Origin of the sequence: Nitrospirillum guanabarense, assembly GCF_034653355.1 — a bacterium.
Classification (GTDB): domain Bacteria; phylum Pseudomonadota; class Alphaproteobacteria; order Azospirillales; family Azospirillaceae; genus Nitrospirillum.
In genome coordinates this window covers 351,177-376,132 of sequence record NZ_JAYEER010000002.1, presented here as the reverse complement: position 1 = coordinate 376,132, position 24,956 = coordinate 351,177, and the positions used below count along the sequence as shown (strand labels likewise).

Sequence of the window (24,956 nt, the reverse complement as noted above, 5' to 3'; positions counted from 1 at the left end):
GGCCGCCGTATGACCGCCCCTTCGCACGACCTGGACGCCTTCGCCGGCCGCATCGTCTTCTGCCTGTGGACGGGGCCGGAGATCATGTCGGACGCCCGCCTGCGGGCACTATGGACCATTTTCCGCAATACCGGTTGCGGCGTCGCCTTCATCACGCGCGAGACGGTGGGGGATTGGGTGAAGCCTGACTTCCCCCTGCACCCCGCCTGGCCCTATCTCAGCTCCACCCACAAGGCGGACTATCTGCGCTGCTACCTGATGCACCACTACGGCGGCGGCTATACCGACATCAAAAGCACATCCAAGAGATGGGGGCCGTTCTTCGACCAGCTGGCGGCGTCGGACAAGCTGGCCCTCGGTTACCAGGAGCTGGCCCACGGCATTCCGCACATCACTGGGGAGTTCGGGGATCTGCTGCGCCGTTCGCATCAGGAGCTGATCGGCCTCTGCGCCTTCATCTTCAGGAAGGGCACGCCGCTCACCGCCGCCTGGCTGGCGCGGACGGAGGCGCTGTTGGATCAAAAGCTGGAAGCGCTGCGGCGCCATCCCGCCATCCATCCGCTGGACCAGACGGGCGTGCTGCTGCCGGACGGCCAGCCCTCGCCCTATCCTCTGCGCTGGGCGGAACTGCTGGGGGAGATCTTCCACCCCCTGACCTATGAGCAGCGCCACCAGCTGCTGCTGGCCCCCATCGAACCCAGCTTCGCGTCATATCGCTAAACCGCTGGCAATGATCGCAGTAGTGCGATTCGGAAGCCATTCGGCGCCATGACGGCACCCCCCTCCAGGGCCTTGTCTTGAACATCGCGGGAAAACCTTGGAACCGGCCCCCGGCTGGTGGGTTCCAGGTGTCCGCGCGTCTTCCCAGCATGCGCGGGGCTTCATCTTCCTTCCTACCCACCTTCAGGCCCGGTTCGCTCACCCGATCGAACCGGGCTTTTCTTCTGGGGACGGGGCTGTCCGCGCGCTATCTTCGGCCGCTTTCGACCGCCGGCAGGAGAGCCCTGGTGACCCGTCCCGTCCTTCCCCCGATCTGGAAACGCCCGTGCTGCTGATGGACGAAGGGCGGATGGCGGCCAACATCGCCCGCATGCAGGGGCGCATGGACGCGTTGGGCATGCGCTTCCGCCCCCATGTGAAGACGGCCAAGTGCCTGGAGGTGGCGCGGCGCCAGGTGGCCGCCGGTGCCCGGGGCCTGACCGTTTCCACCTTGAAGGAGGCGGAGTGCTTTTTCGCCGCCGGCTACGGCGACATCCTCTACGCCGTGGCCATCGCGCCGCCCAAGTTCGACCACGCCCTGCGCCTGGCCAAGGCCGGCGTGCGCCTGACCTTGGTGGTGGAATCGGTGGCGGCGGCGGAGCGCCTGTCCCGCCATGGGCGGGAGAACGGCCATGTCCACACCGTGCTGATCGAGGTCGATACCGATGGCCACCGCTCCGGCATCCATCCGGAGGCGCCGGCGTTGCTGGACGTGGCGGCGGCCCTGACGGTCGAGGGCGGCGGCGGTGCCCGCCTCAGCGGCGTCATGACCCACGCCGGCAGCTCCTACGGCCTCAACACGCCCGAGGCGCTGGCGGCCATGGCGGAGCAGGAGAGGGCGGGCTGCGTGCGTGCGGCCGAACGCCTGCGCGCCGCCGGCCATGCCTGTCCCGTGGTCAGCGTCGGCTCCACCCCCACGGCCCTCAGCGCGCGGCACCTGGACGGGGTGACGGAGGTGCGCGCCGGCGTCTATGTCTTCTTCGATCTGGTCATGGCCGGGGTGGGTGTCTGCGCCGTGGACGACATCGCCCTGTCGGTGCTGTGCACGGTCATCGGCCACCGGGCGGACACGGGCTGGGTCATCACCGACGGGGGTTGGATGGCCATGAGCCGCGACCGGGGGACCCAGCGCCAGGCCAAGGACCATGGCTACGGCCTGGTCGCCGCCGCCGACGGCACCCCCATTGCCGATCTGGCCTTCCGCGACGCCAACCAGGAACATGGCGTGCTGCACTGGACGGGGGCGGCCGGCGCCGACCTGGAAGCCCTGTTCCCCATCGGCACCCAGCTGCGCATCCTGCCCAACCACGCCTGCGCTACCGCCGCCCAGTTCGACGCCTATACCGTCCTGCCCAAGGATGGTGGTGGCCTCCAGCGCTGGGGCCGGTTCAACGGCTGGTGAGATTTAGCGCCTGAAGCTCCGTTCACGGAACTGCGGCGGCTTCTTCTCCAGGCCGGCGCTGAGCGCGATGCGCCAGTTGGGGCCGCGCATGATCTGGAACTGGATGCGGCGCTCGGCCGCGAAGGCGCCCCGGATGCTGGCGCTCCAGGCGCGCTGGAACAGGGCCTTGGCGCCGGCCACCGCGTCGGGGGAGCGGGCGCACAGCTCGGCCGCCAACGCTTCCGCCGCCGCCATGGGGTCGTCCGCCACCTCGGTCACCAGGTTCAGGGCCTTGGCCTCCGTCCCGCTGATCACCTGCGCCGTCATGGTCAGGCGCTTGGCCACGTCGATGGGCACCAGCTCGCGCAAGGACACGCTGCCGCTCATGTCGGGGATCAGGCCCCACTTGCCCTCCATCACCGATAGCTCGCAGTCCGGCGTGGCGATGCGGAAGTCGGCGGCCAATGCCACCTGCAGGGCGCCGCCATAGCAGCGGCCGTGCAGCACGGCGATGACCGGCACCGGCAGCTCGCGCCAGCACCAGCAGGCGCGCTGGAACAGGTTGGTGCTGCGGCCCAGGGTGACGAAGGCCTTCACCACCTCCCACGGCTTCCGGGTCACGGCGGCGAAGTCCAGGCCGGCGCTGAAGGCCGCACCCTCACCGCTCAGGATGACGGCGCGCACCTGGCGGTGGCGGCGTATCTCCCCGGCGGCGCGTACCAAGGCGCGCAGCATAGGGAAGTCCATGCCGTTCAGCTTCTCCGGCCGCACCAGACGCACATGGGCGATGGCGCCCTGGATGTCCAGGCTGATCCTCTGGGGGACCGCATTGGTCATGGCTTTCTGTTCCCTCGTGCGGCCCCCCTTTTTCGCAAATAGGGGGAGCATCCTGCGGCGGCATGAGCCCTTGCTCATGCCGCCGGTGTGTGTTGGTCAGATCCGCTGCTTATGCGCGGGCAGGGCATGGGCCAGGCGGCGGCTCATTTCCTCGCCGAGGGCCTGCAGGCCGCTCATGGGGCGGACCATCACCTCGAACTCCACGATGCGGCCCTGCGCGTCGAAGCGGATCATGTCGATGCCCTTCAACACGCGCTCGCCTACCTTGGCGCTGAACTCCAGCACCACGTTCAGGCCGTCGGCGTCGACGAACTGGCGATGATAGGCGAAATCCTGAAACACCTGGATGACGGTGCCCAGGATGAGGACCAGGGCCTGCGCCGGGCCATAGGGCGTGAACGCCATGGGGGAACGGAACACCGCCTCCGGATGCACGATGGCGGGCAGGAAGGACAGGTCGCGGCGGGCGACGCCGTCGTGCCACTTCTCCAGGCTGGCGGCGACGGCGGGATGCAGCGGCAGGTCGGTCATGATGATCTCCGTCAGAGGATGGCGGCCAGGCGGCTGCCCTGGTTGATCGCCCGCTTGGCGTCCAGTTCCGCCGCCACGTCGGCGCCGCCGATCAGGTGGACCGCGACGCCCGCCGCCTTCAGCGGTTCGTGCAGCTCGCGCAGCGGTTCCTGCCCGGTGCACAGCACGATGGTATCGGCCTCGATGACGGTCGGGTTTTCCCGCTTCTCGCCGAAGGTGATGAACAGGCCGCTCTCATCGATGCGCTCGTAATTCACGCCGGCCAGCATCCGCACGTTCTTCATCTTCAGCAGGCGGCGGTGGATCCAGCCGGTGGTCTTGCCCAGACCCTTGCCCAGGCCGCCGGGCTTGCGCTGCAACAGGGTCACTGCGCGCGCCGGCGCCGTGATCTCCGGCCGCGTGACGCCGCCGCGCGTGGTGGCCGGGTCGGTCACGCCCCATTCCGCCTGCCATGCCGCCAGGTCCAGGGTGGGGGAGGGGCCGTCCTGCACCAGATACTCGCTGATGTCGAAGCCGATGCCGCCGGCGCCGATGACGGCCACGCGCCGGCCCACCGGCTTGTTGTGGCGCAGCACGTCGAGGTAGGTGACCACCCGGCCGCTGGCCATGCTGGCCTCTTGCCCCGGGATGCGTGGGTCGCGCGGGGTGACGCCCGTGGCCAGGATGACCGCGTCAAAGCCGCCGCCAATCAGTTGTTCGGCGGTGACCTTGCGGTTCAGGTGCAGGCTGACGCCCGTCAGTTCGATCTGACGGCGGAAATACCGCAGCGTCTCATGGAACTCCTCCTTGCCGGGAATGCGCTTGGCCATGTTGAACTGGCCGCCGATCTCGCCTGCCGCCTCGAACAATTCCACGGCGTGACCGCGTTGCGCGGCCACGGTGGCGGCCGCCAGGCCGGCCGGGCCGGCACCCACGACGGCGATGCGCTTCCGCACCGCAGCGGCGGCGTAGGTCAGCTCCGTCTCATGGCAGGCGCGGGGATTCACCAGGCAGGTGGAAATCTGCGCCTTGAAGGTGTGGTCCAGGCAGGCCTGGTTGCAGCCGATGCAGGTGTTGATCTCATCGGCCTTGCCGGCGGCGGCCTTGTTCACGAACGCCGCGTCCGCCAGCAGGGGCCGGGCCATGGACACCACGTCGGCGCAGCCATCGGCCAGGATTTGCTCCGCCACCTCCGGCGTGTTGATACGGTTGGTGGTGACCAGGGGGATGCCGACCTCGCCCTTCATCTTCTTGGTCACCCAGGCGAAGGCTGCGCGGGGGACGGAGGTGGCGATGGTGGGAATGCGCGCCTCATGCCAACCGATGCCGGTGTTGATCAGGGTGGCACCCGCCGTCTCCACCGCCTTGGCCAACTGCACCACCTCCTCCCACGTGCTGCCGTCGGGGATCAGGTCCAGCATGGACAGGCGATAGATGATGATGAAGTCCGGGCCCACCGCCTCACGCGTGCGGCGCACGATCTCGACGGGCAGACGCATGCGGTTCTCGTAAGAGCCGCCCCAGGCGTCGGTGCGCTTGTTGGTGTGGGTCACCAGGAATTGGTTAATGAAGTAACCCTCGGACCCCATGATTTCCACGCCATCGTACCCGGCCTCCCGCGCCAGCAGGGCGCAGCGGACGAAGGCGCGGATCTGCCGCTCTATCCCCCGGGCGCTCAGCGCGTGCGGGGTAAAGGGGCTGATGGGCGATTTGATGCGCGATGGCGCGACGGCGAAGGGGTGGTAGCCATAGCGGCCGGTGTGCAGGATCTGCAGCGCGATCTTCCCCCCTCCGCATGCACGGCTTCCGGAATGGGGCGGTGGCGCCGCGCGGTGGACGTCAGCGCCAGGGTGCCGCCCATGGGCTTGGTCCAGCCGGCGATGTTGGGGGCGAAACCGCCGGTGACGATCAGTCCCACCCCACCCGCCGCCCGCTCCCCCAGATAGGCGGCCAGGCGATGCAGGTTCTGACGGCTATCCTCCAGCCCGGTATGCATGGACCCCATCAGCACGCGGTTGCGCAACTGGGTGAAGCCCAGGTCCAGCGGCTGCAGCAGATGGGGGTAGGGGATGGTCATGGTGGGGAGCCCGTCTTTTATTATGCAACTTGTTGCATAATGGGGCAGGCGGACCGTTTATGCAACTGGTTGCATAAAGGCGGTCTGGACGGGTACGGTCGAAGGTGCCCTACTGGATGAGCCTTCATGTCCCTGCCCCACGCCCTGCTGACCGCTCTGTTGGAGCGCCCCTGCTCCGGCTCCGAACTGGCCGGTCGTTTCGATCGCTCCATCGGCTTCTTCTGGCAGGCGACGCACCAGCAGATTTACCGCGAGCTGAAACGGCTGGAAGAACTGGGCTGGATCACGGCCTTGGAGCCGGAGGCCGGCCGGGGCCGCAAACGCGCCTATCAGGTGCTGCCGGCGGGGCGGGAGGAACTACGCCGCTGGACGGGGGAGGCACAGGAGCCCAAGCCCCTGCGCGATGAGCTGATGGTGCGCCTGCGGGCGGAGGCGGTGATCGGCCCCACCGACCTGGTGCGCGACATCGAAAGCCGTCTGGCCCAGCACCTGGAAAAGCTGGCGCTGTATCGGGAGATCGAACGGCGCGACTTCCCCGACGGTGCCGACAGCCGCCAGCGGGAGCTGCAGCATCTGGTGCTACAGGCCGGCGTGATGGCGGAAACGCTATGGGTGGACTTCTGCCGCAAGGCCATCGCCGTGCTGGCGGCAGACTATAAAAACAAACCTTAACCCAACCTCATCCGCGACGTGCTGGCTGCCATCTCCTGCAAGTCCAGCTCATACTCCAGCACGTGCAGCACGTCGTCATGGATGCGGCCGGTGCGGTGCAGGCGCAGCACCTCCGTTCGGCCGGCGGCAATAGTGGCCAAGATCACGTCGTAATGCTCGCTGCGGTCGGCGCTCAGCACGTCCCGCTCCTTGGAGTAGCGCTCGGCCACCCGGGCGCGGTGGGTGTATTGCTCCAGCAGACGGGGGTGGCGCACGCTGCCGTCGGCATTGTGGGCGCGGGCGCGCACGGCCTCCAGCTGGGCGGCGCTAACGGCGGCCATGGCCTGGGGGGCGGTCAGCACGGCGCCCTGGTGCCCGGCGGACTTGTCCAGGCCCAGCCAACGGATCAGAGGGCCCAGGCTGCTGCCCTGGATCAGCACGGTGCCCAGGATGACGGCGAAGGCGGCGGCCAGGATCAGGTCGCGCCCCGGCACCTCGGTGGGGATGGACAGGGCCACGGCCAGGGTGACCACGCCGCGCATGCCGGCCCAGCTCAGCAACAGGGCGCTGGCGGGGGACCATAACGGCCGGCGCTTCACCATCAAGCCCAGGATCTGCCCAACACCTTCCGCCGCGAACACCCAGAGGAAGCGGGCGACCACGACGGTGCCCAGCACGGCCAAAACCGGCACGGCCAGGGTACCCAGCGCATGCTCCACGCCGCCCAGGCGGCTCATCACGCCGCGCAGCGACAGGCCTATCAGGATGAAGACCAGGGCCTCCAGCACGAAGACCATGACCTGCCAGGCGGCGGTGCCCATCAGGCGCACGCTGGCGGTGAACACCTCATGCTGGTGCCAGCCCAGCACCAGGCCGGCGGCCACCGTGGCGATGACGCCGGAAACGCCCGCCGCCTCCCCCAGGATATAGGCGGCCCACGGCAGCATGAAGATGGCGGTGATGGTCAGGTGCTCATGTTTCAGCAGGCGCAGACCCCGGATCCAGAGATAGCCCAGCAGGCCGCCGACGATGACGCCACCCACCGCCAGGCCGGTGAAGGCCAGGGTGGCCTGGCCCAGGCTGAAGGCGCCGGTCAGCGCCGCGGCGATGGCGAAGCGGAACAGCACCAGGCCGGCCGCGTCGTTCAGCAGGCTCTCCCCCTCCAGCAGCACGACCAGGCGGCGGGGCAGGGTCACATGCTCCAGCACTGCCTTGGCCGCCACCGCGTCGGGGGGTGAGACCACGGCGCCCAGGGCGAAGCACACGGCCCAGGGCAGGCTGGGTACCAGCATGTGGGTGACGATGCCCACGGCCAGGGTGGTGAACAGCACGGCACCGATGGCCAGCTGCAAGATGGCGGCCAGGTTGCGCCGGAACTCCCGCCAGACGGTGTAATAAGCCCCGTCCATCAGCAGCGGCGGCAGGAACAGGACCAGCACCAGGTCGGGGTCCAGGTCGAAGGCCGGCACGCCGGGCACGAAGGCCAGGCCCATGCCACCGATGATCAGGGCCGCCGCCGGTGGCAGACCCAGGCGGCCAGCCAGCAGCCTCAGGCCCAGGATGGCCACCAGCAGCAGCAGGATGAATTCGAACTGCCCGACGCTGCTCATGGTCCCCCAACGGTTTTCCAGAAAAACATTTATCCACGCGAACGACGGGCCACGGTAAGGGGCGGCGGCCGGCCGTTCTTGTCGGATGCGCGTGAATTTGAACGATAATCCCGCCAAAACGGTGGGACGGCGGAGGGGGTGCTGGTGACGGTTCGGCCCCGCCCTTGTCTTTCGACAACGCGTCCCCGGCGGCTGTAGTCTAGTGGCGCACCCCACCAGGGGGAAGCGGGATCGCGCCAGCCAGATGGGGGAGATCATGCCGGACACACAGTTGGCCAGTGCCCACGCGGATGAACCGCGCGCCACCGGCCTGCGGGCGGGCGACATGCAGGTCCTGCGCCTGCGCCAGGAGCAACCCGTCAACCGTGACCGGCAGGACATCCCGCGCCTGGATATGTTCTCCGTCATCGTCCAGCTGCGCGATTTTGCCCGGCATGAGCTGTGGCGCGGCGGCCGCCAAGTCTTTGCCGGCGGGCACGCCCGCATGGCCTTGTCCGTCACCCACCTGGGGGAGGGCTGGGCCTGCCGTCACCTCTCATCCTTCGACAATGTCCGCGTCCAGATTCCGCGCGCCAGCCTGGATGCCCTGTCCGAAGAACTGGAGCGCCCGGCCGTCAGCGGCTTCGCCCGCGCGCGGGGCACGGTGGACCCCGTGGCCTATGGCCTGGTGTCCGCCCTGCTGCCCGCGCTGGACATGCCGGACCGGGGCAACCGCCTGTTTGTGGACCAGGTGACCCTGGCGCTGACCATCCACGTGGCTCAGACCTATGGCGGCATGGCCCCGCTGTCGCCGCCGGGCGGCCGGCGCACGGGCGGCCTTTCACAATGGCAGGAGGCGCGGGCCAAGGAGTTCCTCACCGCCAATCTGGGCGGCGACGTCGCCATCGCCGAGGTGGCAGCCGAATGCGGCCTGTCGCGCAGCCACTTCATCAAGGCCTTCCGCGAAACCACGGGGCAGACGCCCTACCGCTGGCTGCTGGACCATCGTGTGGCCCGCGCGCGCGAGCTGCTGCGCGGCCCCCAGCCCATCGCCGATATCGCGCTGGCCTGCGGCTTCGCCGACCAAAGCCACCTGACCCGCGTCTTCGCCGCCGCCACCGGCATGCCCCCGGCGGCTTGGCGACGGCGGCAGGGGTAGCTGACTCACGTGATTTCAATAGCCAGCCTTGGCCAGTTCCGCCGCCTTCGCGTTCAACATCCGGGCCAAGTCGTCGTCGCTGTTGTGACCGCCCGCAGTGATGGACGCGTTCAGCAAAGCGTGCAGCGTTTGCAGCCTGGCCGCCTGATCTTCTTCAGACGCTGCCGCATCGGTTCTCGTGATTGATGGCTCCGGATCGTGAGCGTGCCCTTACTGCCCCACCGTGAATACATAACGGGTGGTGGAGTGGAAGGTTTGGCCCGGTCGCAGGGTGGTGGACGGGAAGGAGGGGTGGTTGGGGCTATCCGGGAAGTGCTGGGATTCCAGGGAAAAGCCGTGGGTGGGCACGCCGTTCAGGGCGGGGGGCTTGGCCGGCAGGTAGAATTGCAGGCCGGGCTCGGTGGTGTAGACCTCCATCATGCGGCCGGAGGCCGTGTCGGTCACCGTGGCCACGGGGGTCTTCAGGCTGGGGGCGGACAGGACGAAGTTCTGGTCCATGCCGCCGCTGCCCAGGATGGCGCTGAACGCGGTGGAGTGGCGCAGGTCGAAGCGGGTGCCGTCCACCGGTTTGACGCTGCCGTCGGGAATGGCATCGGGGCTGGTGGGGGTATAGCGGTCGGCGGCGATGGTGACGGCTTGGCCGGTCATGGGCTGGCCGGCGCCCGCCAGGTTGAAGAAGGAATGGTTGGTGAGGTTGACCACTGTCGGCTTGTCGGTCTTGGTGGCATAATCGATGGTGACGATGGCCTGGTGGCCGTGCCGGGCCAGATGATAGGTCACGCTCACGTCCAGGGTGCCGGGGAAGCCCATTTCCCCATCCGCGGAGACATAGTGGAACTCCACGCCGTCGCGCACGGCCTTGGCCTCCCACACCCGGCTGTCGAAGCCGTTGGACCCGCCGTGCAGGGTATGCGGCCCCAGGTTGCGGTCCACCTGATAGGTCTTGCCGTCCAGGGGAAAGGCGCCATTGGCGATGCGGTTGGCGTAGCGGCCGATGGAGGCGCCGGCCATCACCCAGAAATCCGTCAGCTTGGCCGGCGTATCGGGCAGGATCAGCACGTCCGACCAATGGCCGTCGCGGTCGGGCAGTTGCAGGGACACCATACGCGCGCCATAGGTGGACAGCGTCAGGCGGGCGATATCGTTGGCGACGGTCAGCGTCTCCGTCGTCTCCCCGCCCGGGCCGGTGCCCCAGGGCGCACGCTCGACAGTGGTGTGTTCGACGGTGGCGGCCAGTGCGGGATTTCCGGCCAGCGCCGCCAGGTAGATAGTCGTCATCACGCACCGGGCGAACGCCCGCTTGGTCCCGTTCATATTTCCTCCCCTTTATCGCCGCTCGGCCATGTTACCGGTAACTATAGCGGCGGTCGGAAGGAAGCGCGAGGCCCTGACACGGCGGTTTGGATCTCCCGCTCACCGTCCTGCTGGCGCCACAGGGCTAGCCTGGATGTCGCCCGTCACCAGGACGCCGATGAAGGCGATGACCGGCGGCACGACGAAGGCCCATTCGCGCACCACCAGGAACAGGCCGGCGGCGGCGGCGCAACCGAACGCGAAGCCGATGACGCTGGCCGACATCTTGCCCAGCCGGCCTTTGGCGGCGGTCCGCGCCTCGCCCGTCACGCCGCGCATCAGGTCAGCCAGATCGATCATGATCTGGGTGGTGGTGCCCGTCATCAGGGTGGTGGGCGGCGTCGTGCTCATATGGGCGCGGTGCATGCCGTTCTGCAGGGCCATGGCGGTGACCAGCACCATGCCCGTGACGATGGCGGGCAGGGCGTCACCGTTGTGGAAGGGGCCGAAGTGGATGGCCAGGGCGGCACCGGCGGCCAGCAGCAGCATCTTCAGCACCAGCAGGGTGCGCAGGAGGGGGATCTGCCGCCGTTCCAGCCCCGCGCAGAGGAAGCGCGACAGGATCACCACCACGCAGAACACCGGCAAGGCCAGCAGCTTGGCCCCGGCGCCCGACGTGCCCAGCACCAGGGAAGCGCCGAAGGTGACGAAGTTGCCGGTGACATGGGCGGTGAACAGCCCCTGCAAGGCCAGGAAACCGGCGGTGTCGACATAGCCGCCGTTGACGCTCAACAACACGGGCAAACCCTGTTTCATGGCCTTACCATCCCAGTTTGACTTCAATGCCCAGATAATCGCTGTCATGCCCGCCGGCGCGGCGCAAGGTGTCGCCGATGGCGTAGTGCACCGCCTCCACCGCCGTGGTCAGGTTGGCCGTGACGGCATAGTCCGCGCGCAGCTGGCCGTAAACGCCGGTCCAGGGGGTGCCCTTGCCGGCGGTGCCGGGTACGGCGTTGCTGGGCTGGACATAGACGGCGTCGGCCGTCGTCTGCCGCCACAGCATGCCCGCCGCCGTCATCAGGCTCAGCTTTGGCATCGGCTTCACCGTCAGCGACGGCTTCAGGTGGATCAGGTTGGCATAGCCGGTATAGCCCGCCAGCGCAAAATAATAGCCATTGGGGAACAGCGGGTTGAAGGTGCCCAGCCGCCCATCCCCGGCCCGGTCGTCGCCCGAGGCGGCGTCCGCCTGCAGGCCCAGGCGCGGCGTCCAGACGACGTCGTTCAAGGTGTAGCCGGTCAGGGCGCCAACCGCCCAGGACCCCACCGCCTTGGGGCCCACCGACCCCCACTGGGCCATGCCCTCCACATCCCAATCGAAGCCGGCCGCAGCACCGGCATAGCGCAGGTCGAAGATGTCGCGCCGCTCCAGCCCGCTGGCGTCCAGGTATCTGGCGGTGTCGTTCTGGTAGCGTGAATAGTAGGCGGACAATTCCCCGGGGCCCACACCGGCATGCTCCACGCGGATGCCGCCATATTGCAGGTGGGTGTTGGAATAGTCGTCGAACGGCTCCCCCGTGCGGTACTGCACCGGGTGGCTCCAGAAACTGATGATGCGCCAAGGGGCGGTCTCGACGTTGACCCACACGGCATCGAAGGCCTGGCGCACATTGGGCCCATCGCGGGTGGAGACGAAGCGCTGGCGGTCGAAGCCCATCTCCTGCCGGCCGGCGCGCACCTTCAGGGTGATGTCGTCGGTGAGGTCGCCGCTGTAGGCGACGAAGGCCTGGCGCAGATCGGCCTGGTTCTGGTCGGCCGGCGTCAGGGTGGTCTTGTCGAAGGCGCGCGCATCCTCGAACTGGCCGAACAGCTGCCAGTGGCCGTCGATGCGCAGGTCCATATGGGTCTGCAGGCGCTGGATGACGTAGCTGTCGCCCTTGCGCCCGCCGATGCCGAACAGTGGCGCCTCGTTATCCTCAAACCGCTCGCGCAGGGTCAGGCCCAGCGACAGGTAGGTCTGGGCGTTGGTTGCATCCAGGGGGATGTACTTCAGCCCGTCCAGCGGCTCGGTGCGCAGCGCCGGATTGGCCAGGGCCGACCAGTCCTCCTGCCACCGGTTGGACTTGATGGCCGGGCGGGTCGCGGCCGGGGCCGCGGGCGTCTCTATCGTGTCATCCTCCTGTGCCCTGGCGCTGGCGGTAACCGTGCAGGCCAGGGCCAGGGTACCCAGGGTGAGTGTGGATGCCATCAGGTGCCGACGGCACGGGCGCGATGAAGGGTGCCGTCGGCGGATCATGACGGGTCTTAGGACGCGCTGTGGATTTCGGCGACGTAGCCGCCGGGGAACTGCACCACCACGGCCTTGCGGTGGTCGGCGGTGTAGGGTTCCACCACCACGGTCACGCCGGCGGCCTTGGCCTTGGCCAGGGTCTCATCCAGGTTCTTGACCTCATAGCCCGTCATCTCCCGGCCATAGGGCCAGGGCAGGTGACCATCGGTGACCAGGACGGTCATCTTGCCGAAGGCGCTCTCGATACGGACGCGGCGATAGGTGTCATTGGGCCGGCCGATTTCCACGCCCGGGGCCTTGGCGTCGTCGGACACCACCTTGCCATGGCTGAAGGCCACCCAGTCCTTCACGAACTCCGTCACCTTGTGGGCGGAGACGTAGACGCGGTTCTCCGGCACGGTTTCGAAGGCGGTGTAGTTGGGCGTCGTGGTGTGCCAGTACAGCTGCATGTTCACGCCGCCCGGCCACTGGATGACGGTGTCGCGGCCGATGGGGTCGGGGAAGGGCTCCACCAGCACGTCGGCGCCGGCGGCGACGGCGGCCTTGGTCGCCACGTCCATGTCGGTGACCAGATAGCCCGTGCGCTCCGCACCGAAGGGGTAGGGGATGGGGGTCTTGAAGCCGAACAGCGAGACGGTGCCCACCGGGGTCTGCAGCAGCTGCGACGTGGTGCTGCTGGGCGTCGGCGTGACGGTGGCCACCACCTGCTTGGTGCTCTGCCCGCCGAAGGTGGCGAGGAAGCTGGCGACGAACTTGTCGACATCCTCCACCGCCACATAGACATGGGTGGTGTCGTACTGCGGCGCCACGGCGACGGCCGGGCTGGCGGAGGTGGCCGCCTGCGCCGCCAAGGGCAGGGCCAGGCAGGCGCCCATCAGCAGGGCGGCGGCATAAGAACGGATACGCATCGGAAAGGCTCCCATCAGGATGCGGAAGAGGAAGGGGTGCGGGATGTCAGGTCGTGCCAAGCCACGAGAACGAAGCCGCCGACCAGTCCCAGATGTTCGTAAAAGGCGTTGGCGGTCATGAAGCGCTCCTGCCCCGCCATCTCCCAGTAACGGTTGGCCACGAAGGTGGCGAACAGGGTGAAGCCGGCCAGGGCCAGGGCACCCAGCCAGCGCAGGCGGCCGCTGAGGATCATCAGCGACGCGCCCAGCTCCAGCACGATGACCGCCGCCGCCAAGGCGGGAAGGGGCGGCATGCCGAAGTGCGCCAGCTCCGCCACCGCGCCGCCAAAATCCAGGGCCTTGTTGATGCCGCCCTGGAGATAGGCGGCGCAGAGGCCCAACAACGCCACCCACCGGACGATGGGGGGCGTCAACACGCGGGCGGCCAAGCCTTCCATGATCAGACCGCCCAGCAGGCGCAGCCCAGCGCGCCCCAGAAGGACTTCAGGTCGCGGATGGGCAGCTTGGCCGACCAGGCGGTGGCATGGCTGTGGCCATGCACGCCGCAGGCGCTGTCACAGCCGCAGGACTGGGCCGCCTGGCGCTGCAGCTTCGTGTTCGTCGGTTCCAGCAGGTTCCAGGCGCCATAGCCACCGAAGGTGCGCACCGGCGACCAGTCGGGCATGGCCGGCGGGATGGGGGCGGCGTCGTGGCCGGCGAAGTCGCCGGCGCCATAGACCACCTTGCCCCCCACCACGGTCAGCAGGGCGGTGGTGTCGGCGATCTCATCCTCGGCACAGGCGAAGAAATCACGGTCGGGCACGACCAAGTCGGCCAGTTGGCCTTCCTGGATGCGGCCCTTCTTGCCTTCCTCGTTGGAGAACCAGGTGGTGTTCTCCGTCCACATGCGCAGGGCCGTCTCGCGGTCCAGGCAGTTGGCGCGGGGGTAGAGGTGCAGGCCGCCCACCGTCTTGCCGGTGATCAGCCAGGCCAGCGAGACCCAGGGGTTGTAGCTGGCGACGCGGGTGGCGTCGGTGCCGGCGGAAACCTTGACGCCCTTTTCCAGGATGCGCGCCACCGGCGGTGTGGCCGCCGCGGCCCCCAGGCCATAGCGCTCGACGAAATATTCGCCCTGGTAGGCCATGCGGTGCTGCACGGCGATGCCGCCGCCCAGGGCCGCGATGCGGTCGATGGATTTGTCGGAGATGGTCTCGGCGTGGTCGAAAAACCAGTTCAGGCCCTCCAGCGGCACGTCCTGGTTCACCTTCTCGAACACGTCCAGCGCGCGGCTGATGGTCTCGTCATAGGTGGCGTGCATGCGCCAGGGCCAGCGGTTCTGCGCCAGGATGCGCACTACCTCTTCCAGGTCGCCTTCCATCTCCGGCGCCATGTCGGGGCGGGGCTGGCGGAAATCCTCGAAGTCCGCAGCGGAGAACACCAGCATCTCGCCGGCGCCGTTGTGCCGGAAATAGTCGGTGCCCTGCTTGTAGGTCGAGGTCCGCGTCCAGTTCAGGAAGTCGTCCTTCTCGCCCTTGGGCTTCTGCGTGAACAGGTTGTAGGCGAGGCGGATGGTCAGCAGGTCCTCATCCGCCAGCTTCTGGATGACCTCGTAGTCATCAGGGTAGTTCTGGAAGCCGCCGCCGGCGTCGATGGCGCCTGTCACGCCCAGCCGGTTCAGTTCCCGCATGAAATGGCGGGTGGAGTTCACCTGGTACTCGAAGGGCAGCTTGGGCCCCTTGGCCAGGGTGGCGTACAGGATGGCGGCGTTGGGTTTGGCCAGCAGCAAGCCGGTGGGGTTGCCCTTGGCATCGCGCAGGATCTGGCCGCCCGGCGGCTCCGGCGTGTCCTTGGTGTAGCCCACGGCGCGCAGGGCCGCACCATTCAGCAGCGCGCGGTCATAAAGGTGCAGGATGAACACTGGCGTGTCGGGCGCCACGGCGTTCAGCTCCTCGATGGTGGGCAGGCGCTTTTCCACGAACTGGTGCTCGGTGAAGCCGCCGACCACGCGCACCCACTGCGGGGCGGGGGTGATGGCCACCTGGCGCTTCAGCATGGCCATGGCGTCGGCCAGTGACCGCACGCCGTCCCAGCGCAGCTCCATGTTGAAGTTCAGGCCGCCGCGGATGATGTGCAGGTGGTTGTCGATCAGGCCGGGCAGGACGCGGCGACCCTTCAGGTCGATCACCTTGGTGGCCGGGCCGGCATGGGCCATCACCTCATGCTCCCCACCGACTTTCAGGAAGCGGCCGTTCTTCACGGCCACGGCGGTGGCGGTGGGGTTGGCGCGATCCAGCGTGGTGAACAGGCCGTGATGCAGGATCAGGTCGGCCGTCTGGACATCGGCAGCGGTGGTCATTTCTCAGGTCCCTTTAGCGGTATCGGGTGCGGCGGCGTCCGCGGCGGCGGCCTTGGGGGCCCCCTGCGGCAGGTGGCCGAACATGTGCGGACGCACCTGTTCCTGCACCCAGGACAGGGCCGCCGGCTCCTTGGCCCACAGTGTCTTCAGCAAGGGCGGGATCTGCTCGCCCACCAGGATGCCCAGCAGGCCCACCAGGGCGACCACGGGCGGGGCGGGGGACCGGACGTTGATCAGGGCGTAGATGACGCCCACCAGCAACCCGGCGCCCAGCGACAAGAGGTAGACTTTCATGGGGGCGTTCTCCCTGCCACCAGAAGAAGGACGCGGCCGGGCGCATGCCCGGCCGCGCTGACGGTTCAGCCCTCGTGGGCGTTGAACATGGTCTTGGCGTAGGTGATGCCCAGGCCGTAGGCGCCGCCCCACTTCTTGGCGATGCCGGTGGTCATGTCATAGGTCTCGGTCCGGGCCCAGTCGCGCTGCAGCTCCAGTAGGTACTGCAGGGCGGTGATGGGACGGGCGCCCGCCTGGATCATGCGTTCCACCGCGCGCTCGTGCGCCTCGGTCGAGACGTCGCCGCAGGCGTCGGTGATGACGTAGACCTCAAAGCCCTGGTCAATGGCCGACAAGGCGGGGCCGACGATGCAGACGCTGGTCCACAGGCCGGACAGCACGATGCGCGACTTGCCGATGGCGTTGATCTGCTTGATCACCGCGGCGTCTTCCCAGGTGTTCATGGACGTGCGGTCCAGCAGGTCCTGGCCGGGGAAGGCGTCGGTGATCTCGGCGTACATCGGGCCGGAGAAGCTCTTCACCGCCACGGTGGTTAGGATGGTCGACACCTTGAAGCCGGCGGCGGCGTTGGCCACCAGGGCCGCGTTGTTGCGCAGCATGATGGCGTCGATCGAATTGGTCGCGAAGGACATCTGCGACTGGAAGTCGATCATGATCAGGGTGTGATCGGTGGGGGTCAGCAGCTTGGCGCCGGGGGTGGGCGTGGCCGTGATGGACATGATGTTTTCCTCGCGAAGGCTGGCGGGATTTCGAAAATGCTGCCGGACGGAATGGCCGGCACGGGGGAAAAATGGCCCCGACGGCCTTCAGGGGTCTTGTCGAAAGGGTCGAAGATTTGAAGCTCGAAACGGTTCAGTCACCGACGGGTGCGGCTGATCGGAGCTTTCCTGGAGGCCGCTTCCGGGCACGCGCACTTCCGCGCGCGGCCATTTTCGACGCGGCCGCCCGACATGAAACGAACCTCTTCCGTGGCCTTGTCCTGCTGTCAGTGCCAGCCATCCGCGCCTACGCCTCGCGGCGGGTGTTCGCCGGCGGCGAGGTCAACAAAGGCCGGCGTGTTCACATGCCGAGCGATCGCGGGCCAAGGCGCAAGGTGATGGCGATGAGGGGTGGCCTGTCATCGCGATACCGGAATGGTGCCACAGCGCGGGAAGCCTGGGCGCCCCTTCCTTACAACACCACGAAGTTCCGGATCAGCTTGTCCAGCCAGCCGACGTTCAAGAAGGCCAGCGGGGCGGCCACAGCCAGTGTGGCGGCCAGGTACAGGCGCGATCCGTTCTGGATGCGGCGCACCACCCAAGGGCAGCCGGTGGTCAGCAGGCCCAGCGACCCCACGATGAAGCCACCGACGACGTCCACCCAGGTATGTTCCGTCAGCAGCACGCGCGACCAGCCCTCCAGCAAGGCGATGCTGGCCAAGACCACCAGGATGACGGGCAGGGCCATGCGGCCGTGGTTCAAGCCGCCGCGCAGATAAATCACCAGCAGCCCGCCGTAAAAGGCGACGGCCACGGTGACATGCCCGCTGGGGAAGTGCGGCAGGTCCGGGTCCTCGCGCAGCATCCCGCGGATCAGCAGGGCGATCAGCAGCGATATCATCACCCCGCCCCCCAGGCCGCCGCGACCAGATAGTCGCGCCGCGCGAGCAACATGCCCACGAGGGCGACGAACAGCGGCAGGACGAAGCCGATCGTGGCAAGGGTGCTGAGAAGTTGCATGCCCACCCGTCAGAGGAGCCTGGAGATGAAGTCGGAGAGTAGCAGGCGGCGTCTGTTGATGACCAGACCCACGTTCCCAGCCGCGAGGGCCGGCCAGCGCCTGGCGGGCGGTTCCGGTCAGCAAGTCCCGATCAGCAACCTACCGATGGCCCGCCCCATCTCGCCGGCGGGACGCCGCGCGCCCGCTTGCCGTTGGTTGACGAACCGGCCGCTGAGGTCGGGGCTGTAAAGCCCGGGGCTGGACGGATGCGTCCTTGAGCATGGCGGGGATGGTGCGGAGCAGGATCACCATGTCCAGCGCGAACGACCAATTCTTGATATAATCGAAGTCGAGTTCCACGCGCGTGCGCAGCTTTTCCTCTGTGTCGGTTTCCGCGCGCCAGCCGTTGATCTGGGCCCAGCCGGTCATGCCCGGTTTGACCCGGTGGCGCAGGGCGTAGTCGGGCATGACATCGGTATACGGCCGTCCATCGGCCTTGGCCTTGGGGGCATGTGGGCGTGGGCCCACCAGCGACATCTCGCCCCGCAGGACGTTCAGGATCCGTGGCAACTCGTCGATGGAATACTTGCGAATATAGTGGCCCATGCGGGTGGCGGCACCGGCGTCGGCCACGTGCGCCGAGCGAAACGTGTAGATGCTGAACGTGCGCCCGAACTGGCCGCTGCGCTGTTGGCGGGAAAAGATGGGGCCGGGGCTGTCCAGCTTGATGGCCAGGGATATGGCCAGCAGGATGGGCAGGATCAGCAGCAGGATGGCCAGGCCGGCGGTATAATCGAAGCTGGTCTTGACCAGGCGGCCCCAGGCGGAAAAGGGCGGGGTCATCAGCGTCGGCATGCGGATGCCCGGGCCCGACGACCCGCTTTGCAGGCCCAATTGGGGCAGCGCCAGGGCCGACAATTCCGGATCCGGCACCAGCCACACGGTGATGGGCAGGAAGCGCAGGCGCTCCAGCAGGGCGGAGATGCGGGTGCCGGCCGTTCTGGGCATGGCCATGAACACGTCGATCTCTTCATGGTCAGCCACGAAGTCGACCAGGGCGTCCAGCCCGCCTAGATAGGGCAGATGGCGGGGCAGGGTGGCGGTACGGCTCGTCCGATCGTCGAACAGGCCCAGGATCTCCACCTCGTGGTCCATGCAGCCGGCCATGTCCTTCACCAATTGCAGGGCGGCGGGGTTGGCGCCGACGATGACGGCGGGGCGCACCCGCCAGCGGCGGGCGATGGCCTTGGGGGCGACGGCGCCCTCCACGCGGTGGGCCAGGATCAGCGCTCCGGTGGCCAGCGCGAACCACACCCCCACCCAGACCGCAGTGGCGACGCCGCCACCCTGCGCCAGCACCACGGCCAGCAGGCAGGCGAACAGGGCGGCCGCCACCTGGGGGATCACCGGGACTGTGAGCACCGGGACTGGGACGTCACCCGGATGCGGATTGCGGGCGTAGCGGCCCAGCAGCCAGGCCAGGATGATGTAGGCGGGACCGGCGGCCAGGCAAAGGCCCAGGCGCAAGTCATTGACGGTGATCAGGTCCAGGCTGGTGGCCAGTGACAACAGCATAGCGCCCAGCGCCAGCACCACGCCCCCTTCCAGCAGCGACCACAGTACCTGGAACACCCGGGGGCTCAGGCCCAGGTTGAAGATCGCCGGCGCGCGGATGGGCGCGTCGGCGGCGCGGACAGTACCGGTCAGGGAACGCCAGGTGTTGTCCATGATGGGCCTATCGGTTCACCGGCCGGCGGAGCTAATGATTTGATACAGCAAGGCTTTTGACCAAACGCAGGCAGAATAATCCATTAACATGGATTAAAAGCCCGTTAATATCGCGGCCTATGCATGGGGTTAGGTTCCGGCTTTGCCCCCGTCAATCCAGGCGAAACCTCAGGAAATCGGCCACAACCTCGGTTGTGGCCGGTCAGGATGGCGGGGAGAGGGTGGGTGTGGCCGGTGGTTAACGGCCAAGGATGGGGAAGACGCCCTTCAGAGTGGTCCTGCGTCCAGGCGGAAGATCTCTTCCTCCACCATCCGGTCCAGGCTGGGCGCGTGCCCTCGGTCCCTGCCCACGGCGCGGAAGCCGGTGCGGGCCAGCACCCGGGCCGATGCCGTGTTGCCCACGGCGACGCGGGCATACAGCGGCCGTGTGGGAATGGTGGCGATGAACTGCGCCACGGCGGTGCTGGCGATACCGCGGCCCCAAAAGGCCCGGCCCAGCCAATAGGCGATGGAAGGCTGGCCCATCAGTGGGAAATGGGCGACATAGCCCGCCACGGCATCCTCCACCACCACGGTGCGCGTCAGCAAATCCGGGCTGGCCCGGATGCGCGCCCACTTGGCGCCGAAGGCCGCCGCGTCGTCCGGCCGCGCGGCCCCGAACACCGCCATGGCGTTGGCCACGGGATCGGCCTGCTGAGCGAAGAAGATCGGCAGGTCGGTGTCGATCACGGGGCGTAGGGTAAGGGCCATGGGCCCGAGTGTTCCTGGTGGCGCGCCATCGCGCAAGGGTTGCAAACGAAGCCCTCCGCCTGGCGTGGCCGGACGGGATGGGCCGGGTGGAGGTGGTTGGTGGATGGGGCATTTCGGCCTGCCGACGTCAAATGCCCCCGCTTTCTTGGATGGGACCTTAATGCCAGCCGCTGCTGGCCAGGATGCCATAATAGCTGGTGTCCGCGGTGCTGGTGTGCGAAGTCGACAGCGGATCGAAGCCGCCGTGGCTGCCGCTGAAGGCGGCCATGGCCTGGACCAGGGCGCTGACGTCGCCGGCCGACAGCACCTGCCCGTCACTGGCCTTGATGGTGGCGAACTCGTTGCCGGTGCTGGCGAACCAGTTCTTCAGGGTCAGGCTCTGCCCCGTGCCCAGGTCGTCCACCACCAAGTCGTTGGCGGACTGCTGCAGCCAGACATGATCGTGAGTGACGAACAAGTCCAGTTCACCACTGGCCGCCCCGGTGCCGGTGTTCAGTGACAGGGTTCCGCTACTGCTGCCCTCGGTCACGCCGAAGCCTGTGCCGTTGAGCGTCATGGACGACGACTGGGCGACCGTCATGGTGTCATTGTTGCCGTTGACGGTGGCGCTGGTCGAGGCCACGATGGTCAGGGTGCCGCCATTGATCGACGCGGTGCTGCCCGAACCGCTCAGCCAAAGCTGGCCGCCGTCCACCGTCGCCGTCACGATGTTGTTGTTGCCGTAGACACCCGTCAAATCAGCCACGCCCATCGTCACTTGGTTGTTGGAACCGTTCACATCAACGCGTGAGTTGTCCAGCACGGTGACCACCGACGCGGAGACGTTGGCGTAGGCGATGGTGCTGCTGGCGACGCCGTTGCCGCCGATGCGCAGGTTGACGCTGCCGCTGCTGCTCACGGTTTCCGCGGTGCCAATGACGGTGGCGCTGGCGCTGGCTGCCAGGCTGATGTAGCCGCCGCTCTGGGTGATGGTGTGACCGGTGCCGCTGACCACCAGCAGATCGGTTGAGGCGCTGGCCGAGACCGAGATGGCGTCATTGCTGCCGCTGATGGTCTCCGTCTGGCCACCCGCCCCGTCGATGGTGATCGTGGCGCTGTTACTGGTTGTCACGATTTCATTATTGCCGGTCAGCAGCAGGCTGTTGATCCCCACCAGGGTGTCGGACACGGTGGCGCCGGCCGCCTTGGCGGTGCCGGCGGTCAAGCTGATGGTCACGTTGCTGGCGGCATAGCTGGCGGTGGCCTGTCCGCCGGCGGACATCAGCCGATTGCCCGTGCCGGTCCCCACCAGGATGGCGCTGCCAGCCGTGCTTTCCAGCGTGGAGGTGCCGTTGACCGCGATCAACGTGTTGCTGACGCCGGTGGAGATGACCACGTCCTTGCTGCTGCCACTGACGGTCACGACGTCGTTGGAGCCGGAAATGGTCACGGTGTCGGTCGCGCCGCGGACATCCACCGTGCTGTTGCTGACGCTGATGGTTTCGATCGCGCTGGCAGCGGTCACGATCAGGCTGGCGCTGGCGTTTGTGCTGCTGATCACCTTCTCGCCGGTGGCGGTCAGGGTGACGGTGTCGCCGCCGCCGCGGATATCGATCGTGCTGCTGGCGATGCCGACGGTCTCGCTGGTGCTGGACGCGGCGATGATGATGGTGGCGGCGGTGTTGTTGGTGCTGCTTTTCACCGTGTCGTTGCCACCATTCAAGACCAGGGTCTCGCCCGCCGCCTTGATGTCGATGACGCTGTTGGAGACGTTGACGGTTTCCGTGGTGCTGGCTGCGGTGATGTTGACGGCGACGGCGCTGCTGGTGCTGCTGCTCACCGTGTCGTTGCCGCCGGCCAGGACGATGGTGTCGCCGGTGTTCTGGACGTCCACCGTACTGTTGGCCAAGCTGATGGTCTCGGTGGCGCTGGCTGCGGTGATGATGACCGAGGCGCTGTTGCTGGTGCTGCTCTTCACGGTGTCGCCGCCGTTGCCGATGATGAGGGTGTCGCCGGCCGCCTTGATATCGATGGTGCTGGAGGTGATGTTGACGGCCTCGACAGTGCTGGCCGCAGTGATGCTGATCGTGGCCGTGCTGTTCGTGCTGCTGCCCACCGTGTCGTAGCCGCCGGTCAGCACGATGGTGTCGCCTGCCGCCCGGACGTCGACAGTGCTGCTGCTGACGTTGATGGTGTGGGTGCTGCTGGCGGCGGTGATGTTGACTGCCACGCTGCTGTTGGTGCTGCTCTTCACCGTATTGCCGCCGGCGGTCAGCACGACGGTGTCGCCGGTGTTCTGGACGTCCACCGCGCTGTTGGTCAGGCTGATGGTCTCGGTGGCGTTGGCTGCCGTGATGTTGACCGTCGCGGTGCTGGTGCTGCTGCTTTTTATCGTGTTGCCGCCGCCGGCCACGATGACGGTGTTGCCGGCCGCCTTGATGTCGACGGTGCTGCTGCTGACATTGATGGCGGTGGTGCTGCTGGCTGCGGTGATGTTGACCGCCACGCTGCTGCCGGTGCTGCTGTTGACCGTATTGCCGACGCCGCCCAGCGTGATGGTATCGCCGCTGTTGCGCACGTCGACGGTGCTGTTGGCGAGGTTGATGGTTTCGCTGCTGCTGGCGGCATTGACAACGATGGCCACACTGCTGTTCGTCGTGCTTTTCACCGTGTCGCTGCCGTTGCCCAGCACCAGGGTGTTGCCGCTGTTGCGCACGTCGATGGTGCTGGTGGTCAGGTTGACGGTCTCGACGGTGTTGGCCGCCGTGATGTTGATCGTGGCGGTGTTGTTGGTGGTGCTTTTCACCGTGTCGTTGCCACCGCCCAGCACGATGGTGCTGGTGGTGCTGCGCACGTCGACGGTGCTGTTGCTGACGTTGATGGTCTCCGTGACGCTGGCGGCGGTGACACCGATGCTGACGGCGTTGCCGTTGCTGCTGTTCACCGTGTTACCGGTACCGCTCAGCACGATGGTGTCGCCAGCGTTCTGCACATCGATGGTGCTATTGGTCAGGCTGATGGTCTCGGTACTGCTGGACGCGGTGATGTCGATCGTCGCGGTCATGGTGTTGCTGCTGCGCACCGTGTTGCCGCCGGCGCTCAGCACGATGGTGTCGCCCGTGCCACGCACGTCGATGTTGCTACTGGCGACGTTGATGAATTGCGTGCTGCTGCTGGCGGTCAGGCTGACGGCCACGCTGTTGCCGGTGCTGCTGTTCACCGAATTGCTGGTGCCGCCGCTCAGTACCAGGATGCCGCCGCTGTTGCGGACGTCGATGCTGCTGTTGTTGACGTTGAGGGTCTCGGTCGCGGTGGCGGCCGTGACGTTAATCGACACGCCATTGCCGGTGGTGTTGACGACGGAGCTGCCCGTGCCGGTCAGGGTGACGACGTCACCGGAACCACTCAGCGACAGGGATGACGTGGCGCCGGCGACCAGGGTGTCGTTGCTGCCGGTGGCGATCAAGGTGTGGATGCCGATCAGCATGTCCAGGCCGCCGCCGCCCACGGCCGTGCCGGTGGTCAGGTCCACCGTCATGCCGCTGGTGTCATAGCGCACTGCGGCCGCCCCGGCGGTGAGCTTCAGCGTGGCGCCGCTGCCGCTGCCGATCAGGGTGGACGAGCCCGAGGTGTTGATCAGCGTGGCGTTGCCGTTGGCGATCAGGACGTTGCCCGTGCCGGTGTTCGACGCGGTGGCGCCCGCCGCCACGGTGACGGTATCGGTACCGCCGGCGACGGTGGCGCTGCCGGTCACCGTCACCGTGGCGCCTGTGGCCGTCAAGGTTCGGCCGACGCCCAGTAGGGTGAGGTTGGCGCCGGTGCCCAGAACCGTCAGGGCGCCGCCGCCGCTGATGGTTGTGGACGCGCTGGCGCCACTCAGCGTGGTGATGCCGGTGGCCGAGATGACGTTGCCGGCGTCGTTGATGACCACCGTGCCAGTGCTTTCCACCAGGGTGCGGCCGCCGGCGTGGATGGTATCCGCCAAGGTGCCGGTGCTGGTGATGGTGACGTTGCTGGCCCCGCCGCTGGGGGTGGCGGTGACGTTGACGGTATCACCCACGGCCTGGATCAGCTGGCTGGTGCCGCTGGCGAACAAGGTGCTGCCCGAGTGGTTCAGGAACACCTCGCTGCCGCTGCCGGCGATGGTCTCGATCATCGGGCTGGTGCCGCCGTAGACCAGGGTGGCGTTGGTTCCCGTCACGAAGTTGTTGGTGCTGTTGACGGTCAGGTAGGCGTGGTCTTGCAGCGTGATGTTGTTGAAACTGCCTGTGACCGCCCCAATCACGTTGGGGGCGAAGGTGATGCTCCGGCCCCCGTTGGCGATGAGCGTATCCCCCGTCCCCAGGACATAGGCGTCGTCGGTCAGGGTGATGGTCTGTCCACTGCTCGTGATCGTCTGCGTCATGGCGGTTCCTCTGGGGAAGATGGGGACAAAGAAAATCAGCCCGCGCCCGGCATCGGTCGCGCAGGGGAAACCGGATGAAATTAAAGGTCGAGCCAGGGGTACCCCTAGCGGGGAGCTATCCTTCAGCGTCTAGCGCGTCGCCCGAGGGGGCGCAAATCAAATATTGTGATTTGTTGCAATAAAGCGCTCTTGACGAGCATGCTGCCACATAATTCGGCTTAAACAGCACTACATAGGTATAAAATCCCCTTACAGTTGTCTTCCAGAACCGCAGGGCGGCATTGCCGCAAATGAAAACGGCCCAGGCGAAGCCGCC

The 24,956-nt window shown here is 67.4% G+C and carries 20 protein-coding genes and 1 pseudogene; 4 read left to right on the top strand and 17 right to left on the bottom strand.

Annotation, left to right across the window (positions count from 1 at the left end; genetic code table 11):
- Positions 1–9: 9 nt before the first annotated feature.
- Together UAA55_RS08285 and UAA55_RS08280 are read left to right on the top strand one after the other, a co-directional pair.
- A complete protein-coding gene (locus UAA55_RS08285; RefSeq protein ID WP_322952210.1) occupies positions 10–720 on the top strand; it encodes a glycosyltransferase family 32 protein in 711 nt (236 codons plus the stop codon).
- Positions 721–1,054: 334 nt separating this feature from the next.
- Positions 1,055–2,161, top strand: coding sequence for an alanine racemase (locus tag UAA55_RS08280; protein WP_322952426.1), 1,107 nt, complete (start codon positions 1,055–1,057; stop codon positions 2,159–2,161).
- 3 nt (positions 2,162–2,164) lie between these two features.
- On the opposite strand, the gene UAA55_RS08275 is transcribed toward UAA55_RS08280, so the two are convergent.
- From UAA55_RS08275 to UAA55_RS31245, 4 genes and pseudogenes are all read right to left on the bottom strand, one after another.
- Positions 2,165–2,977 (bottom strand): crotonase/enoyl-CoA hydratase family protein, encoded by an 813-nt coding sequence (locus UAA55_RS08275; protein ID WP_322952208.1) that lies wholly within the window; start codon positions 2,975–2,977, stop codon positions 2,165–2,167.
- Positions 2,978–3,073: 96 nt separating this feature from the next.
- Positions 3,074–3,508, bottom strand: a complete 435-nt coding sequence (locus UAA55_RS08270) for a nuclear transport factor 2 family protein (RefSeq protein WP_322952207.1) — start codon at positions 3,506–3,508, stop codon at positions 3,074–3,076.
- An 11-nt stretch (positions 3,509–3,519) separates the two neighbouring features.
- Positions 3,520–4,632 carry an FAD-dependent oxidoreductase gene (locus UAA55_RS31250; RefSeq protein WP_416235174.1) on the bottom strand — a complete coding sequence of 371 codons (1,113 nt, stop codon included), beginning with the start codon at positions 4,630–4,632 and terminating at the stop codon, positions 3,520–3,522.
- Positions 4,630–5,483 (bottom strand): annotated as a pseudogene (locus UAA55_RS31245) (2,4-dienoyl-CoA reductase FMN-binding domain-containing protein); the annotation flags it as partial. The pseudogene UAA55_RS31245 and the gene UAA55_RS31250, both read right to left, overlap by 3 nt.
- A 207-nt stretch (positions 5,484–5,690) precedes the next feature.
- Between UAA55_RS31245 and UAA55_RS08260 the strand changes: the two are divergent.
- Positions 5,691–6,236 carry a PadR family transcriptional regulator gene (locus tag UAA55_RS08260; RefSeq protein WP_322952206.1) on the top strand — a complete coding sequence of 182 codons (546 nt, stop codon included), beginning with the start codon at positions 5,691–5,693 and terminating at the stop codon, positions 6,234–6,236.
- On the opposite strand, the gene UAA55_RS08255 is transcribed toward UAA55_RS08260, so the two are convergent.
- Positions 6,233–7,825 carry a Na+/H+ antiporter gene (locus UAA55_RS08255; RefSeq protein WP_322952205.1) on the bottom strand — a complete coding sequence of 531 codons (1,593 nt, stop codon included), beginning with the start codon at positions 7,823–7,825 and terminating at the stop codon, positions 6,233–6,235. The two genes, UAA55_RS08260 and UAA55_RS08255, sit on opposite strands and share 4 nt — an antisense overlap.
- Positions 7,826–8,081: 256 nt before the next feature.
- On the opposite strand from UAA55_RS08255, the gene UAA55_RS08250 reads away from it, so the two are divergent.
- The gene (locus tag UAA55_RS08250) at positions 8,082–8,963 is read left to right on the top strand and encodes an AraC family transcriptional regulator (RefSeq protein ID WP_322952204.1); all 882 of its coding nucleotides are present in this window, start codon (positions 8,082–8,084) and stop codon (positions 8,961–8,963) included.
- Positions 8,964–9,173: 210 nt separating this feature from the next.
- Here UAA55_RS08250 and UAA55_RS08245 read toward each other — a convergent pair whose 3' ends face one another.
- The 12 genes from UAA55_RS08245 to UAA55_RS08190 all read right to left on the bottom strand — a co-directional run bounded on the left by UAA55_RS08245 (position 9,174) and on the right by UAA55_RS08190 (position 24,640).
- On the bottom strand, positions 9,174–10,277 hold the full coding sequence (locus tag UAA55_RS08245) for an aldose epimerase family protein (RefSeq protein WP_322952203.1): 1,104 nt from the start codon (positions 10,275–10,277) through the stop codon (positions 9,174–9,176).
- A gap of 99 nt (positions 10,278–10,376) precedes the next feature.
- On the bottom strand, positions 10,377–11,072 hold the full coding sequence (locus UAA55_RS08240; protein ID WP_322952202.1) for a DUF1275 family protein: 696 nt from the start codon (positions 11,070–11,072) through the stop codon (positions 10,377–10,379).
- A 4-nt stretch (positions 11,073–11,076) separates the two neighbouring features.
- Entirely contained in the window at positions 11,077–12,501 is a 1,425-nt protein-coding gene (locus tag UAA55_RS08235) for an alginate export family protein (protein WP_322952201.1), read from the bottom strand.
- A 56-nt stretch (positions 12,502–12,557) separates the two neighbouring features.
- Positions 12,558–13,451 (bottom strand): VOC family protein, encoded by an 894-nt coding sequence (locus UAA55_RS08230; protein WP_322952200.1) that lies wholly within the window; start codon positions 13,449–13,451, stop codon positions 12,558–12,560.
- Positions 13,452–13,465: 14 nt separating this feature from the next.
- Complete coding sequence (locus tag UAA55_RS08225) at positions 13,466–13,888, bottom strand: DoxX family protein (RefSeq protein WP_322952199.1); 423 nt, start codon at positions 13,886–13,888, stop codon at positions 13,466–13,468.
- Positions 13,889–13,890: 2 nt separating this feature from the next.
- Complete coding sequence (locus UAA55_RS08220) at positions 13,891–15,786, bottom strand: amidohydrolase (RefSeq protein WP_322952198.1); 1,896 nt, start codon at positions 15,784–15,786, stop codon at positions 13,891–13,893.
- Between the two features lie 3 nt (positions 15,787–15,789).
- Positions 15,790–16,080, bottom strand: coding sequence for a XapX domain-containing protein (locus tag UAA55_RS08215; protein ID WP_322952197.1), 291 nt, complete (start codon positions 16,078–16,080; stop codon positions 15,790–15,792).
- Between the two features lie 65 nt (positions 16,081–16,145).
- Complete coding sequence (locus tag UAA55_RS08210; RefSeq protein ID WP_322952196.1) at positions 16,146–16,799, bottom strand: hydrolase; 654 nt, start codon at positions 16,797–16,799, stop codon at positions 16,146–16,148.
- A gap of 451 nt (positions 16,800–17,250) precedes the next feature.
- On the bottom strand, positions 17,251–17,922 hold the full coding sequence (locus UAA55_RS08205; RefSeq protein ID WP_322952195.1) for a phosphatase PAP2 family protein: 672 nt from the start codon (positions 17,920–17,922) through the stop codon (positions 17,251–17,253).
- Between the two features lie 15 nt (positions 17,923–17,937).
- On the bottom strand, positions 17,938–19,506 hold the full coding sequence (locus tag UAA55_RS08200) for an exopolysaccharide biosynthesis polyprenyl glycosylphosphotransferase (RefSeq protein WP_322952194.1): 1,569 nt from the start codon (positions 19,504–19,506) through the stop codon (positions 17,938–17,940).
- Between the two features lie 267 nt (positions 19,507–19,773).
- Positions 19,774–20,256: a GNAT family N-acetyltransferase gene (locus tag UAA55_RS08195; protein WP_322952193.1), complete on the bottom strand. Its 483-nt coding sequence runs from the start codon at positions 20,254–20,256 to the stop codon at positions 19,774–19,776.
- Between the two features lie 157 nt (positions 20,257–20,413).
- Positions 20,414–24,640 carry a beta strand repeat-containing protein gene (locus UAA55_RS08190; protein WP_322952192.1) on the bottom strand — a complete coding sequence of 1,409 codons (4,227 nt, stop codon included), beginning with the start codon at positions 24,638–24,640 and terminating at the stop codon, positions 20,414–20,416.
- Positions 24,641–24,956: the final 316 nt, after the last annotated feature.

What these genes read in the sequence shown, in the direction of transcription:
- UAA55_RS08285 (WP_322952210.1), top strand. Translation starts at nt 10, where the DNA reads ATGACCGCCCCTTCGCACGACCTGGACGCCTTCGCCGGCCGCATCGTC.
- UAA55_RS08280 (WP_322952426.1), top strand. Translation starts at nt 1,055, where the DNA reads ATGGACGAAGGGCGGATGGCGGCCAACATCGCCCGCATGCAGGGGCGC.
- UAA55_RS08275 (WP_322952208.1), bottom strand. Translation starts at nt 2,977, where the DNA reads ATGACCAATGCGGTCCCCCAGAGGATCAGCCTGGACATCCAGGGCGCC.
- UAA55_RS08270 (WP_322952207.1), bottom strand. Translation starts at nt 3,508, where the DNA reads ATGACCGACCTGCCGCTGCATCCCGCCGTCGCCGCCAGCCTGGAGAAG.
- UAA55_RS31250 (WP_416235174.1), bottom strand. Translation starts at nt 4,632, where the DNA reads ATGGCCCGGCCCCTGCTGGCGGACGCGGCGTTCGTGAACAAGGCCGCC.
- UAA55_RS08260 (WP_322952206.1), top strand. Translation starts at nt 5,691, where the DNA reads ATGTCCCTGCCCCACGCCCTGCTGACCGCTCTGTTGGAGCGCCCCTGC.
- UAA55_RS08255 (WP_322952205.1), bottom strand. Translation starts at nt 7,825, where the DNA reads ATGAGCAGCGTCGGGCAGTTCGAATTCATCCTGCTGCTGCTGGTGGCC.
- UAA55_RS08250 (WP_322952204.1), top strand. Translation starts at nt 8,082, where the DNA reads ATGCCGGACACACAGTTGGCCAGTGCCCACGCGGATGAACCGCGCGCC.
- UAA55_RS08245 (WP_322952203.1), bottom strand. Translation starts at nt 10,277, where the DNA reads ATGAACGGGACCAAGCGGGCGTTCGCCCGGTGCGTGATGACGACTATC.
- UAA55_RS08240 (WP_322952202.1), bottom strand. Translation starts at nt 11,072, where the DNA reads ATGAAACAGGGTTTGCCCGTGTTGTTGAGCGTCAACGGCGGCTATGTC.
- UAA55_RS08235 (WP_322952201.1), bottom strand. Translation starts at nt 12,501, where the DNA reads ATGGCATCCACACTCACCCTGGGTACCCTGGCCCTGGCCTGCACGGTT.
- UAA55_RS08230 (WP_322952200.1), bottom strand. Translation starts at nt 13,451, where the DNA reads ATGCGTATCCGTTCTTATGCCGCCGCCCTGCTGATGGGCGCCTGCCTG.
- UAA55_RS08225 (WP_322952199.1), bottom strand. Translation starts at nt 13,888, where the DNA reads ATGGAAGGCTTGGCCGCCCGCGTGTTGACGCCCCCCATCGTCCGGTGG.
- UAA55_RS08220 (WP_322952198.1), bottom strand. Translation starts at nt 15,786, where the DNA reads ATGACCACCGCTGCCGATGTCCAGACGGCCGACCTGATCCTGCATCAC.
- UAA55_RS08215 (WP_322952197.1), bottom strand. Translation starts at nt 16,080, where the DNA reads ATGAAAGTCTACCTCTTGTCGCTGGGCGCCGGGTTGCTGGTGGGCGTC.
- UAA55_RS08210 (WP_322952196.1), bottom strand. Translation starts at nt 16,799, where the DNA reads ATGTCCATCACGGCCACGCCCACCCCCGGCGCCAAGCTGCTGACCCCC.
- UAA55_RS08200 (WP_322952194.1), bottom strand. Translation starts at nt 19,506, where the DNA reads ATGGACAACACCTGGCGTTCCCTGACCGGTACTGTCCGCGCCGCCGAC.
- UAA55_RS08195 (WP_322952193.1), bottom strand. Translation starts at nt 20,256, where the DNA reads ATGGCCCTTACCCTACGCCCCGTGATCGACACCGACCTGCCGATCTTC.
- UAA55_RS08190 (WP_322952192.1), bottom strand. Translation starts at nt 24,640, where the DNA reads ATGACGCAGACGATCACGAGCAGTGGACAGACCATCACCCTGACCGAC.